Below are 12613 nucleotides of genomic sequence, written 5' to 3'. Positions count from 1 at the left end.
GAGCCTCCCGCGGGTGGAGCGACCGGATGCATGCCGTCAGAGCGCGTCGTCCGCGAGTTCCGGCATCAGCGCGCACAGGGCCTCGCGCTGCTCCGGTCCGATGACGTGGGCGAAGGCCTGCCCGACCGTCTCGGCGAGGGTGGCGGAGGCGTCCTTGAGGAGGCCCCGGGCCTTGTCGGTGAGGGCGACCTCGATGCCCCGCTTGTCGTCGCAGACGGCCTTGCGGGTGACCAGGCCGGCGTGCTGGAGGCAGGCGATCTGGTAGGTGAGGCGGGTCTTGGGGCGGCCCAGCAGTGCGGCGATCCGGGTCATCCGCAGGCCCTCGCGCGGCTGCTCGGCCAGCAGGCACAGGATCAGGAACTCGTCGTGCGAGACGTCCAGCGCCCCCTTCACGACCGACCGCAGCCGCTGCTCCACCGCCCCTGTCGCGGCCAGCAGCAGCATCCAGGCGCGCAGTTCGTCCGGGAGTAGCCCGCCGCCCGCGTGGGACGGGCATTCGGGCAGCTCTGCGGGGTGTTCCTGGGCGGCGGCCATGGCATCGAGTCTACCTGTTGTCCAAATTTGGATATTGGGCTAGCGTGCAGCCGTACCGCAGTCATCCAAATTTGAACCATCAATCGATCGGAGCACGGCCATGACCGTCACCGTGGAAACCGGCCTCTGGCAGCTCGACCCGACCGCCTCCGCCGTCGCCGTCCGGCACAAGTCGGTGTGGGGCCTGGTCACCGTCAAGGGCACCTTCACGGGCGTCACCGGCCGGGGCGAGGTGGCCGCCGACGGCACCGCCACCGGCACGCTGGCGATCGACGCGGCTTCCCTGGACACCAAGAACAAGAAGCGGGACGACCACCTGCGCTCGGCCGACTTCTTCGATGCCGCCAACCACCCGGAGATAACCTTCGCGGTGCGTGGCGCCGAGCGGCAGGCGGGTGACGTGGTGGACGTCGACGGTCAGCTGACCGTCCGTGGCATCAGCAGGCCGCAGAAGGTCACCGCGAAGCTGGTCTCGGCCGACGCCGACGGACTGACGCTGGAGGCGGAGTTCACGGTGGTGCGCGAGGAGTTCGGGGTCACCTTCAACCAGATGCGCATGATGGGCGGCCCCACCACGGTGACCGCCACCCTCCGCTTCACGCGCGCGGCGGCCTGACCGGTCCTTCCGCGTCCCGCGGGGGCGCGCGTGAGCGGCTGCTAGCCGACCGTCCTGCGCAGCTTGACGTCCTGGCTGGACAACGTCTGCGGATCCGCCGTGAAGGCGCGCAGCCGGATCCGGGTGCTCGGCTTGGCGGGGATGCCGAACCGGCCGTTCGGCGGCCGGAGTTCGACACTCGCCGTGCCGTGCCCGGGAATCGTCGCCGGACCCCGCACCAGCAGCCAGTACCTGCTCATGCCCTGGCCGGTGGTGAGCGTGTAGTGCGGGGTGAGCGGGGCGCTCCCGGTGTTCACCACCTTCAGCGTCATCGCCCGGACCACCGCGGCAGACCGCTCGGCCCGGCGCAGGGCGGTGACCTCCATCCGCAGCGGCGGCCTGCCGGACACCGCGAGGGCCGCGCTCGCCAGCGCCGGGACGAACAGCAGGACGACCGTCGCGACCAGCAGGGGCCGGCGGCGGGGCCCGGTCAGGAAGGCCGGGCGCGGCTGCCAGGCACGGTCGAACTCCGACAGGGGCGCGGTGACCGCGGCCGCCAGCCACAGCGGGGTCATCAGCAGGTAGTAGCCGTCCTGGGAGCGGGTCGCCAGGAAGAAGGCGAGCCAGGGCAGCACGGTCGCGACCGGGCCGAGCCGCCGTACGAACAGCACGAACAGGGCGAGCAGGGCCGCCGCGAGCAGCATGCTGGCATGCGAGTACCAGGCGATGCGGTCACTGCCGTTCGTGAAGTACAGCGTGACGTCCACCAGGCCCTGGCCGTGCACCACGGCGCCCTGGGTCAGCGGCAGCGCGATCCCGCCCAGCCAGCGGCCGGGCTCGGACACGATGAAGTACGTGTTGATCAGCAGCCAGACCGTCACGGCGACGCCGACGATCCGCAGGACCAGCAGGGCGGCGGCCCGGCCGCCCAGCTCCCCGCGCCGCACCGCGTAGATCCCGGCCAGCAGGAACGGCGTGACGAACCACGGCAGTTGCTGCGCCGCGCACGCGGCACCCAGGCACGCGGCCCGGGCGATCCCGGCCGTGCCCAGCCGGCCGCCCGCGCCGATCCGCGGCCAGCGCACCACCACCGGGATCAGCAGGGCCAGCCCGATGATCGCCGGATAGCCGACCCGGGCGTACGTCGACAGGAAGCCGAACCCCAGGCAGGCCAGCGTCGCCGCGGACCGCCACGGCGCCGGGAGCATCCGCCACAGGGTGACCGTGCCGGCGATCAGCGCACCCGTGCACACCGCGGTCGCCGGGGCGCCGGAGTGGCCCAGCCACAGCAGCGGGACGGTGAGCAGCGGGGCCAGCGGGGGATAGCCGTACGTGTAGTCGTAGCCGCCGCCTATCGTCGGCGTGACGGCGATGCCGGTGCCGTGGAACAGCCAGGGCCAGGGCTGCCCGTAGACGGCGTGGCCGGCGACGAGTTCCCTGGCGGCCTGGGTGGTGAGGACACCCTCGTCGCCGCCGTTGTGGTTCAGGGCCCAGGCACACAGGGCGAGGGTCACCGCCGTGACCAGGACCAGCAGGTCCAGGCGGGCCAGCGACCGGGTCCTGCGGACCGTCAGCGTCAGTACGCCGGTCACCAGGATCGAGGCGTAGCAGACGGAGATCAGGGCCGCCAGGACCAGGTGGTGCGTGGCCGCCTGCGTCCACACCGACCGGGTGCCGATGAACAGACCGATGTCGGCGAGGAGGGTCAGGACGCGATGCCAGGGGGCGGGGACTCCGGTACCTCCGGGATCTCGGGGATCCCCCGGGGCGGCGGACACCGCCGACTGTGTCCGCCGGTCGGGTGCCACCTGCTGTGTTTCTGCCAAGTGCACGCCCTGGACCGTAATCCCGGGCGGTGAGCGGGGCGTCGCAGGAGGAGAAGAGTCCGGTGTGAGGGCGGTAAGAAGCCCCCAATGCGCGGCAATCGCCCTAATAGTGACAAGAACGCTGTTCCGGACATGAGCGCCCACAGTCTTTCGCGCTTCGTGTCGCTGTTGGGCCGAACGGGTGACTTGGCGTAAGAATTGGCTGGTGCAGGCATCGAGTGCGAGTCAGGTCAGGGGGAGCCGGTGAGCCGTTACGACGTCACCGATGAACAGTGGGAGGGGCTCGCCCAGGTCGTGCCGCTGCGGGGCCGTGACGCGTGGCCGTCGGCGGTGGGCCACCGGTCGCTCCCGGACGCGGAGACCGAGACACGGCGCCGTTTCGTCGTGCTGCGGGTGAACGTCTTCGCCGACGCGCGTGAGGTGGCCGAGACGCTGATGGCGGGGATACCGGTACTGCTCGACCTGACCGGCGCGGAGACGGAGACCGCCAAGCGCGTCCTCGACTTCAGCACGGGCGTGGTCTTCGGCCTGGCCAGTGGGATGCACCGGGTGGACCGCAACGTCTTCCTCCTCACCCCGCCCGGCACGGAGGTCAGCGGGCTGATGGAGGGCGCGGGAGTCTCGGGCGGCTGAAAGCCCCCCGACCGCCGACCGAGACGCCACACGCACGCCCCCGCCTTCTCGACGGAGGGACGGTACGGCCACCGGGTTTCTTCGGCGGAGGGGTGGCGGTTGCCGCGGTCTTTTCGGTGGAGGGGTGCGGTGGTCGGCGCGGCCTTCCTGGCGGAGGGGGGGGGCGGTGGGCCGGGTCTCCTTGGCGGAGGGGGGCGGTGGGCCGGGTCTCCTTGGCGGAGGGGATGGCGGTCGGCTGGGTCTCCTTGGCGGAGGGGATGGCGGTCGACGCGGCCTGCTGGGCGGAAGGCGCGGTCGTGATCTACGGCTCGGTGGTCGGCGCGTCGGTCATGGGGTAGGTGCGTCCTCGTCCCCCGATCGTAGGAAGGTCCCGACGGCGGAACGGTTCACCGGTCACCCGGAGCCCTACGGTCCGCATATGGCCGTGTCCTCCGCCTCGTCCGCGTCCCGCCCCGCTCCGTCCGCCGGTCCCGCCCCAGGCGATACACCGACGTCCCGTGAAGCCGCGCTGTCACCGGCACCACCGAGCGCCCCGACGCCCCCCGACGGCCCTCCGTCCGAACGTCCCGGCGGGCCTCTGTCCGAACGTCCCGGCGGCCCTCCGTCCGAACGTCCCGGCGGGCCACGCCCCCCGACGCCCGCCGCACCGGGGGAGACCGTCCCTCGCGCACGGTCGGCCCACCGCGCGACACCACCGGCCGCGGGGACCGCCGGTCCGACCGCCGCGACATCGGCCGCCCGCCCGGCCGGCGCCCCCTCCGCCCCTCCCGCCCCCACGGCCCCCGTGGCCACCCCCCGGCGCGACCCTCGTCCCCGGGTCACCGAGCTTCGGCTCTCTGCCTTCGCGCGCCATCGTGGGGCGAGTTTTCCGCTGGGGCGGGTCACTCTTCTCGCCGGGCCCAGTGGCAGTGGGAAGTCCGCTGTGCTCGCGGCCTACGAGGCGCTGGCGCGGCTGGGCGGCGGGGCCTCGCTCGCGGAGGTGTTTCCCGATCCCGTCGCGCTGGTGCCGGAGCGGGCGCGGCCCGACGCGCAGCGGCGGCGGGGGTTTCGCATCGGGTGTACGGCCGACGGCGTCGAGGGCCCCGTGCGGCTCGATGTCGCCGTGCAGGCCGAGCCCGAACTCCGCATCGTGGGCGAGCGGTTGACCGCCGGCGGCCTCGTGCTGCTGGAGACCGCCCTGCGCGACCCGGGGCGCCGCGCCGTACAGGCCGCCTGGCACACGGCGGGCAGTTCCCCGGTGACCCGGGCCCCGCTGCCCGACGACCGGCTCGGTACCGCCCTGCTGCCGCTGCGTGTCGCCGGGAAGACCGACGGTCAGCGCCAGGTCCTCGCCGCCGCCGAGCAGATGGTCGTCGCCCTGCGGTCCGTGTTCGCCTGCGACCCGCGCCCCGAGGACATGCGCACCCCCGTCCTCACCGGCTCGGGGCGGCTGCTGCGCGGTTGCGACAACCTCGCCGACGTTCTGTGGCGCACCCGTTCCGAATGCGGCCGCCGGCACGGACTGCTCGTCGACGCGGTACGCACCGGCTGCGCCGGCCCCGTGACCGACCTGCTCGCCGAGCCGCTCGGCGACGGCACGGTACGGGCGCTGCTCGACCGCGGCGCCGGCCACCGCTCGGAGCTGGCGCGGCTCGGCGACGGCGAGCTGCGCTACCTCGCCCTCGCCCTGGTCCTCTTCACCGGCCCCGGCGTCCTGGAGGTCGACGCGCCGGGTGAGGTCCCCGACGCCATGCGCGGCCTCACCGTCCTCGCCGACGGCTTCGACCGCTGCCTCGACCCCCGCCAGCGCGCCGAACTCCTGCGCACCGCCGTCATGATGGGCGAGCGCGGCCACATCCGCTTCGTCGGCGCGGTGAGCGACGCGGCCTGTGCCGCCGAAGCCGGGGCGATCACAGTGGTACACCTGGACGCGTGACCGACGAAGAACCCCTCGATGTGGCCAAGCTCCAGCACCGGCTGGCCGAGTTCGCCGCCGCCCGTGACTGGCGGCAGTACCACACGCCCAAGAACCTGGTGGCCGCCCTCAGCGTGGAGGCCTCCGAACTGGTCGAGATCTTCCAGTGGTTGACCCCGGAGGAGTCCGCCCGCGTGATGGACGACCCCGACACCGCCCACCAGGTCACGGACGAGGTCGCCGACGTCCTGTCCTATCTGCTCCAGCTCTGCGAGGTCCTGGACATCGACCCGCTGGCCGCGCTGGACGCGAAGATCGAACGCAACGAGAAGCGGTTCCCGCCGGCCTGACGCGAGGTCATGGAGCGGCTTCGGTACTCCGATATAACGCTGGGTAGCCAAAATCCCGCCCGAATCCGAATTGTTGTCCACAGATTTCCCTCTTCCTCTGGCTCCACGTCTCACTTGCCCTCACTCTGGGTAGTGAACTACTGAATGCTGCAAGGCAGTTCGGACCGACGGGGACGGGGCGACGGATGGACGCGATGCGGCTCATCATGGCGAGCAGACGGGCGCTGGCGAGCGGTGCGGGCGTACCGGAGATGATGACCGAGGTGTGGCAGGCCCAGGCCCTGGCCCAGGCGATCGGCAGCCGGCTGGCGGTGTCAGGACCGCCCGAGCTGCGCGGCGAGGCCCTCGGCCTGACCGAGCTGGCGGGCCGGGGCTGCGGGATCCTGGGCGCCCCTGACCTGGACCCCGGCACCCTGCGTGCCGCCCAGCTCACCGAACTCGACGACGCCCGTGCGACGCTTCTCTGCCTCGGCGGCCTCCTTGCCGAGGTCGGCATCACGCTGGTCGGCATGGCCAGCGCCGCGGCCGACGAGGCGACGTACTGGCAGTGCATGGAGGCCATCGACGCGGCCGACGAATCCCGCGACCGCGTCCTGGAGATGCTGCGCAAACTGGCAGCACGAGAGGAAGTCCGCGACGGCTAGGAGACCCTAGCCCAGGTCGGCCTCGTCCTTCGGGGCCCGCTAGCCCAGGTCGGCCTCTGCCTTCGGGGCCCGCTGCAGATCCTCGTCCAACGCGGACAGATCCGCGTTCAACGCCGCCATGAGCTCCTCCATCTGCTGGAGCAGCCCCTTCGGCCGGCCGGTGGGGCCACCCTGCTGTGGAACGGACTCTTCGGACAAGACGGCCTCCTCGGCCCCCCGGCCCACCGCAGGCGGGCCACACGACGACGCGCGACGGCGAGGACCGTCCGGCGCGGGTGCCGGACGGCCCGGCTCCCCCCAGCCAACGATCACCGCAGAGGCCGGTCACTGGCCCGCCGCGCCCCGCGCCCCCGCCGTTGACGATATTCACCTTGGCGGGGACGCGCGCGACGGCCGGTGCCTATGCGGTTGACGGGACCACGGCCGTGCAGGATGGACGCATGGACCTTCGCATCTTCACCGAGCCCCAGCAGGGCGCCAGCTACGACACCCTCCTCACCGTCGCCAAGGCCACCGAGGACCTCGGCTTCGACGCCTTCTTCCGCTCCGACCACTACCTGAAGATGGGCGACGTCGACGGCCTGCCCGGTCCCACCGACGCCTGGATCACCCTGGCCGGCCTCGCCCGCGAGACCAAGCGGATCCGCCTCGGCACCCTCATGACCGCCGGCACCTTCCGGTTGCCCGGCGTGCTCGCCATCCAGGTCGCGCAGGTCGACCAGATGTCCGGCGGCCGGGTCGAACTCGGCCTCGGCGCGGGCTGGTTCGAGGAGGAGCACAAGGCGTACGGCATCCCCTTCCCGAAGGAGAAGTTCGGCCGCCTGGAGGAGCAGTTGGCGATCGTCACCGGGCTGTGGGAGACCAAGCTCGGTGACACCTTCGACTTCCACGGCACCTACTACGACCTCACCGACTCGCCCGCGCTGCCCAAGCCCGCCCAGGCGCGGATCCCGGTGCTGATCGGCGGCCACGGCGCCACCCGCACCCCGAAGCTGACCGCCCGGTACGCCGACGAGTTCAACATGCCGTTCGCCTCGGTCGAGGACAGCGCGGCCCAGTTCGGCCGGGTGCGTGCCGCGGTCGAGGCGGCCGGCCGCAAGGGCGACGACCTGACGTACTCCAACGCCCTCGTGGTCTGCGTCGGCAAGGACGACCAGGAGATCGCCCGCCGCGCCGCCGCGATCGGCCGCGAGGTCGACGAGCTGAAGACCAACGGTCTGGCCGGCACCCCGGCCGAGGTCGTCGACAAGATCGGCCGCTACGCGGAGATCGGCTCGCAGCGCTTCTACCTCCAGATCCTCGACCTGTCCGACCTGGACCACCTGGAGCTGATCTCCGCCCAGGTCCAGTCGCAGCTGTCGTAACCCTCATGGCCTCCCGCCCCCGACCCCTGCCGGGCCGGGGGCGGTTGCTTTCCGAGCCGTCGATATTTCTGACACCGGCCGTAAGAAAAAATTGCACCCGCCCAATTCCGGGCCTTCCGGGCCGTAATGCCGAGGAGTAAGCGGTGGAATTGCGGGAGTGAGTCGCCGGTACCGTACTTTCCTACACCAACCGGTTTTTACATTCTCGTTTCCTGGGGCCTTTGACAACCCGGTGTGCCGGTTTCTATTCTCGGCGGGTATTCAGAGCTCCGGTGCCGTGGCTCTCGGTAGTGGCCTGGTCGGTGGGGGACGATGTACAGGTACTTGCTCTGTCGGTGTTCCGGAACGCTCGATTTCTGTTTCCGAGGTTCCGCCGTGCTGCCCTGCAGAAGTCTCTGAGCCTGGGCGCGCTTCCGGTGTGGTTTCCCGGAGTTTTTCCCTGCCCGGTTTCCCCGGCTGACCTGCCCGGTTTCCTCAGTTGAACGGTGTGCCGTACGGCCCTGCCCGGCACGCCGTACGCCATTCGATCCGCCGAACCGCCACGGCACGCCCGGCCACTACCCGTGGCCGCCACCCGCCCTGGCCGCCACCCGTCCACGGCCACCACACACCGGCCATCGACGCGACAGGAAGAGAAGGCATCGCCATGACCACAGCCGTATCGTCCACACGGACCATCGTGGACCTGCTGCGCGACGCCGCCCGGAACCACGCCACATCCGGGCTGCGCTACCCCCGGACCGCGACCGACCCCGACGCGTCCTTCCAGACCTATCCCGAACTCCTCGACGCGGCCCGCTCCGTGCTCGGCGGCCTGCGTGGCCGCGGGCTCACCGCCGGGGACAAGGCCGTACTGCTCCTGGAGCGGCCGAAGGAGTTCCTCGCCGCGTTCTGGGCCTGCCAGCTGGGCGGTTTCGTGCCCTGCCCGATGGCCGCGCTCGGCGGCGACCCGGAGCGCTGGGCCGCCCAGCTCGCCCACGTCGACACCCTCCTCGACCACCCGCTGGTCGTCACCAGCGAGACCCTCGCCGCCGAACTCCCGCGCACCGAGGGCCTGTCGGTCGTCGCACTGGAGGAGCTGTACGCCGAGCCCGCCGACGCCTTCCACGAGGCCGATCCGAAGGACACCGCCGTCCTGGTGCTGACCTCCGGCTCCACCGGCAACTCCAAGGCGGTGATGCTCTCGCACGGCAATCTGCTCGCCTCCATGGCCGGCAAGAACGGCTACCACCGGCTGACGGCCGCGGACACCACCCTCAACTGGGTCTCCTTCGACCACGTCGCCGCCCTGCTGGAGTGCCACATGCTGCCGCTGTCCACGGGCAGCACCCAGCTGCACGTCGAGGCACCCGTCGTCCTCCAGGAGCCGCTCAACTTCCTGCGGCTCATATCGGGCTTCGGCGTCACCATGACCTTCACCCCCAACTTCCTGCTGGGGCTGATCAATCCGCAGGCCGACCGGCTCGACGAGGAGGACGGCCGGGACCTCGACCTGTCCCGGCTGCGGCACATCATCAGCGGCGGCGAGGCCGTCGTCCGCACCACCGGCGAGACCTTCCTCAGCCGCTTCGCCCCCTACGGCCTGCGCCCCGACGCCCTCTGGCCCGCCTTCGGCATGTCCGAGACCTGCGCCGGCAGCATCTACTCCGTCGAGTTCCCGGCCGCCGACCAGGGCCAGGAGTTCGCCAACCTGGGACGGCCCGTGGAAGGGCTGCGCATCCGGATCGCCGACGAGGAGGACCATCGCGAGCTGGCCGAGGGGGAGGTGGGGGAGCTCCAGCTCAACGGCCCGATGATCACGGCCGGTTACCACAACAACGAGCAGGCCACCCGGGACGCCTTCACCCCCGACGGCTGGTTCCGCAGCGGTGACCTGGGCCGCCTCGACGAGGGCCGGCTCACCCTCGTCGGACGCAGCAAGGACAGCATCATCGTCAACGGCGTCAACTACTTCAGCCACGACATCGAGTCGGTGCTCGAAGGCCTTGACGACGTGGCCCGCTCCTATGTCGCCGCCTTCCCGACCCGAGCCCCCGGCAGCGACACCGAGCAGCTGGTCATCGCCTTCCACCCGGAGTGCGCCGACGGCGACGAACTCGCCCTGTACCGGGTGCTGACCGCCGTCCGCAGCAGCGTGGTGATGCACTGGGGCTTCCGGCCCGCCCTCATCCTGCCGCTGCCCGCGGACGCCTTCCCCAAGACCAGCCTCGGCAAGATCCAGCGCTCGCTCATGCGCAGGCGCCTGGAGGCGGGCGCCTACGACGAGGTCCGGGCCGCCGTCGACGACCTGGTGCTGCGCCGGCTCGGCGGCTACAACGCGCCCGAGGGCGACACCGAGACGGTCCTCGCCGGCATCTACGCCGAGATGTTCGACACCGACCCGCGGAAGCTGAGCGCCACCGCCAACTTCTTCGACCTCGGCGGCACCTCGCTGGACATCCTGCGGCTGCGCTCCCTGGTCGCCCAGCGCCTCGGCGCCGCTGACCTCCAGATCATCACCGTGCTGCGGGCCCCGACCGTCCGTGCCCTCGCCGCCCACCTCGACGGCGCCGCGAGCGGCGAGCAGGAGTACGACCCGATCGTCCCCATGCAGACCGGCGGCGACAAGACCCCGCTGTTCTGCGTGCACCCCGGCGTCGGCGAGGTCCTCGTCTTCGTCAACCTCGCCAAGTACTTCGTCGGCGACCGGCCCTTCTACGCCCTGCGCGCCCGAGGCTTCAACCCCGGCGAGACCCCCTTCGAGAGCTTCGCCGAGATGGTCGACACGTACGTACGGGCCATCCGCGAACGGCAGCCACACGGTCCGTACGCCGTGGCCGGTTACTCCTACGGCGGTGCCGTCGCCTTCGAGATCGCCAAGGTGCTCCAGGACCAGGGCGAACGCGTGGACTTCGTCGGCAGCTTCAACCTGCCCCCGCACATCAAGTACCGCATGGAAGAACTGGACTTCGTGGAGACCGCCGCCAACCTGGCCTTCTTCCTGGAGCTGATCGACAAGAAGCAGTCCCTCGAACTCCCGTCGCAGCTACGTGATGTGGAGAGGGACGAGCAGCTGGCGTACTTCATCGACCATGCGCCCGAGGGCCGGCTCGCCGAACTCGACCTGACCTTCGAGAAGTTCAAGGCCTGGGCGGAACTCGCCGACGGCCTCACCAACCTGGGCCGCAGCTACGCCCCTGGCGGCAAGGTCCGCTCGATGAGCGTCTTCTACGCCATCCCGCTGCGCGGCACCAAGGAGGACTGGCTCGCCAACGAGCTGCGCCGCTGGGACGAGCACACCACCGAGGAGAACCGTTACATCGACGTACCCGGCGAGCACTACACCCTGATGGGCCCGCAGCACGTGGCCACCTTCCAGTCCATCCTCCGCAAGGAACTCGACCGCGCGCTCGGCGACGCCTGATCACAGGGAGAGAATCAGTGAACGGCAAGAAGATCCTGGTCACCGGCGCCACCGGGCAGGTCGCCGGGCCGGTGGCCAAGGCCCTGGCCCAGGACAACGAGGTGTGGGCGCTCGGCCGCTTCGGCACCCCCGGTGCCGAGGACGACCTCACCCGGCACGGCATCCGCACGTTCCGCTGGGACATGGACGACACCGGCGACGGTTCGCTCAAGGGCCTGCCGGAGGACTTCACCCATGTCTTCCACTCGGCGGTGCGGCGCGGCGAGGACGGTGACTTCAACGCGGCCGTCGAGGTCAACTCGGTCGCCGCGGGACGCCTGATGACCCACTGCCGTACCGCCGAGGCGTTCCTGTACGTGTCGACGGGCGCCCTCTACGCCCGCCAGACCCTCGACCACAAGTACACCGAGACCGACCCGCTGGACGGCAGGGCCGACTGGCTGCCCGCCTACCCCGTGGTCAAGATCGCCGCCGAGGGCACGGTCCGCGCCTTCGCCCGCACCCTCGGTCTGCCCACCGTCGTCGCCCGCCTCAACATCGCCTACGGGCCCGGCGGTTACGGCGGTGTCCCGATGCTCTACTTCAAGCGGATGCTCGCCGGCGAGCCCATCCCGGTCCCCGTCGAGGGCCAGAACTGGTGCTCCCTGCTGTACACCGACGACCTCGTCGAGCAGGTCCCGCACCTGTGGAACGCGGCCAGCGTGCCGGTGACCCTGACCAACTGGGGCGGTGACGAGTCGGTGGGCATCACCGACTGCGTCCGGTACCTGGAGGAGCTGACCGGGGTAGAGGCGAACCTGGTGCCGAGCGAGGTCACCCGGGAGACCTACCAGTTCGACCCGACCCTGCGCCGCTCGATCACCGGCCCGTGCCGGGTGCCCTGGCGCGAGGGCATCCGACGGACCGTGGCCGCGCTGTATCCCGAGTACCTCAAGGACTGAGACGGACATGACCGAGAACACCACCGATCCACTGGCCCCGATCCACGCCGCCTACGCGGCCTTCGCCGCCGGGGACGTGGGCGCGCTGCTCGACGCCTTCGACCCGGACATCGAGTGGGTGCACCCCGACGGCATGGCGAAGTACGGTCTCGGCGGCACCAAGCACGGGCACGCCGGCGTCAAGGAGTTCCTGGCGCATGTGCCGACCGTGCTGGGCGGGATGCGGCTGCACCCCGAGGAGTTCGTCCGCGAGGGGAACCGGGTGGTCGTCTTCGGCCACCGGGACGTCGTCTCCTTGTCCGGCCACACCGAGACGCTGCCGTTCACGCACTCCTGGGTGCTGCGCGACGGGCGTGCGGTGCGGATGGCGGACATCTTCGACACGGTCGCCTTCCACCGCGTCATCGAGAGCTGAGAGAGCCGGCGGTC

The 12613-nt window shown here is 71.2% G+C and carries 13 protein-coding genes; 10 read left to right on the top strand and 3 right to left on the bottom strand.

The genetic code is table 11. The features are described 5' to 3' along the window. Positions 1 to 36: 36 nt before the first annotated feature. Complete coding sequence (locus ACZ5K7_RS02785) at positions 37 to 534, bottom strand: MarR family winged helix-turn-helix transcriptional regulator (RefSeq protein ID WP_468909637.1); 498 nt, start codon at positions 532 to 534, stop codon at positions 37 to 39. 100 nt (positions 535 to 634) lie between these two features. Here ACZ5K7_RS02785 and ACZ5K7_RS02780 point away from each other — a divergent pair, with 100 nt between their 5' ends. Further along, entirely contained in the window at positions 635 to 1150 is a 516-nt protein-coding gene (locus ACZ5K7_RS02780; protein WP_450972420.1) for a YceI family protein, read from the top strand. Positions 1151 to 1191: 41 nt separating this feature from the next. On the opposite strand, the gene ACZ5K7_RS02775 is transcribed toward ACZ5K7_RS02780, so the two are convergent. Then, a complete protein-coding gene (locus ACZ5K7_RS02775; protein WP_468909633.1) occupies positions 1192 to 2961 on the bottom strand; it encodes a hypothetical protein in 1770 nt (589 codons plus the stop codon). Between the two features lie 237 nt (positions 2962 to 3198). Here ACZ5K7_RS02775 and ACZ5K7_RS02770 point away from each other — a divergent pair, with 237 nt between their 5' ends. From ACZ5K7_RS02770 to ACZ5K7_RS02750, 5 genes are all read left to right on the top strand, one after another. Continuing rightward, entirely contained in the window at positions 3199 to 3588 is a 390-nt protein-coding gene (locus ACZ5K7_RS02770) for a cell division protein SepF (RefSeq protein WP_351713306.1), read from the top strand. A gap of 197 nt (positions 3589 to 3785) precedes the next feature. Continuing rightward, entirely contained in the window at positions 3786 to 3926 is a 141-nt protein-coding gene (locus tag ACZ5K7_RS02765; RefSeq protein ID WP_468909629.1) for a hypothetical protein, read from the top strand. Positions 3927 to 4372: 446 nt separating this feature from the next. Beyond that, positions 4373 to 5503 carry an AAA family ATPase gene (locus ACZ5K7_RS02760; protein ID WP_468909627.1) on the top strand — a complete coding sequence of 377 codons (1131 nt, stop codon included), beginning with the start codon at positions 4373 to 4375 and terminating at the stop codon, positions 5501 to 5503. Beyond that, entirely contained in the window at positions 5500 to 5832 is a 333-nt protein-coding gene (locus ACZ5K7_RS02755; RefSeq protein ID WP_351713301.1) for a nucleotide pyrophosphohydrolase, read from the top strand. Before ACZ5K7_RS02760 ends, ACZ5K7_RS02755 begins: the two co-directional genes overlap by 4 nt. 185 nt (positions 5833 to 6017) lie before the next feature. Further along, on the top strand, positions 6018 to 6476 hold the full coding sequence (locus ACZ5K7_RS02750) for a DUF6099 family protein (RefSeq protein ID WP_351713299.1): 459 nt from the start codon (positions 6018 to 6020) through the stop codon (positions 6474 to 6476). A gap of 39 nt (positions 6477 to 6515) precedes the next feature. Here ACZ5K7_RS02750 and ACZ5K7_RS02745 read toward each other — a convergent pair whose 3' ends face one another. Further along, the gene (locus ACZ5K7_RS02745) at positions 6516 to 6674 is read right to left on the bottom strand and encodes a hypothetical protein (protein WP_468909622.1); all 159 of its coding nucleotides are present in this window, start codon (positions 6672 to 6674) and stop codon (positions 6516 to 6518) included. 242 nt (positions 6675 to 6916) lie between these two features. Between ACZ5K7_RS02745 and ACZ5K7_RS02740 the strand changes: the two genes are divergently transcribed. The 4 genes from ACZ5K7_RS02740 (at position 6917) to ACZ5K7_RS02725 (ending at position 12599) form a co-directional block, all read left to right on the top strand. Next, positions 6917 to 7840, top strand: a complete 924-nt coding sequence (locus tag ACZ5K7_RS02740) for an LLM class F420-dependent oxidoreductase (protein ID WP_468909620.1) — start codon at positions 6917 to 6919, stop codon at positions 7838 to 7840. A 646-nt stretch (positions 7841 to 8486) separates the two neighbouring features. Next, positions 8487 to 11243, top strand: coding sequence for an alpha/beta fold hydrolase (locus tag ACZ5K7_RS02735; protein ID WP_468909617.1), 2757 nt, complete (start codon positions 8487 to 8489; stop codon positions 11241 to 11243). A gap of 17 nt (positions 11244 to 11260) precedes the next feature. Beyond that, on the top strand, positions 11261 to 12184 hold the full coding sequence (locus ACZ5K7_RS02730; RefSeq protein WP_351713292.1) for an NAD-dependent epimerase/dehydratase family protein: 924 nt from the start codon (positions 11261 to 11263) through the stop codon (positions 12182 to 12184). 7 nt (positions 12185 to 12191) lie between these two features. After that, positions 12192 to 12599 (top strand): nuclear transport factor 2 family protein, encoded by a 408-nt coding sequence (locus ACZ5K7_RS02725; RefSeq protein WP_468909614.1) that lies wholly within the window; start codon positions 12192 to 12194, stop codon positions 12597 to 12599. The last annotated feature ends 14 nt before the right edge of the window (positions 12600 to 12613 follow it).

It is taken from the genome of Streptomyces sp. NPDC031497 (assembly GCF_055580905.1).
Note: the sequence above shows the minus strand (reverse complement) of the source record. Positions and strands in the feature narration are given on the sequence as shown.

Excerpts from the sequence above, each read along its gene's own strand:
- ACZ5K7_RS02785 (WP_468909637.1), bottom strand. The coding sequence starts at position 534 with ATGGCCGCCGCCCAGGAACACCCCGCAGAGCTGCCCGAATGCCCGTCC.
- ACZ5K7_RS02780 (WP_450972420.1), top strand. The coding sequence starts at position 635 with ATGACCGTCACCGTGGAAACCGGCCTCTGGCAGCTCGACCCGACCGCC.
- ACZ5K7_RS02750 (WP_351713299.1), top strand. The coding sequence starts at position 6,018 with ATGGACGCGATGCGGCTCATCATGGCGAGCAGACGGGCGCTGGCGAGC.
- ACZ5K7_RS02740 (WP_468909620.1), top strand. The coding sequence starts at position 6,917 with ATGGACCTTCGCATCTTCACCGAGCCCCAGCAGGGCGCCAGCTACGAC.
- ACZ5K7_RS02735 (WP_468909617.1), top strand. The coding sequence starts at position 8,487 with ATGACCACAGCCGTATCGTCCACACGGACCATCGTGGACCTGCTGCGC.
- ACZ5K7_RS02725 (WP_468909614.1), top strand. The coding sequence starts at position 12,192 with ATGACCGAGAACACCACCGATCCACTGGCCCCGATCCACGCCGCCTAC.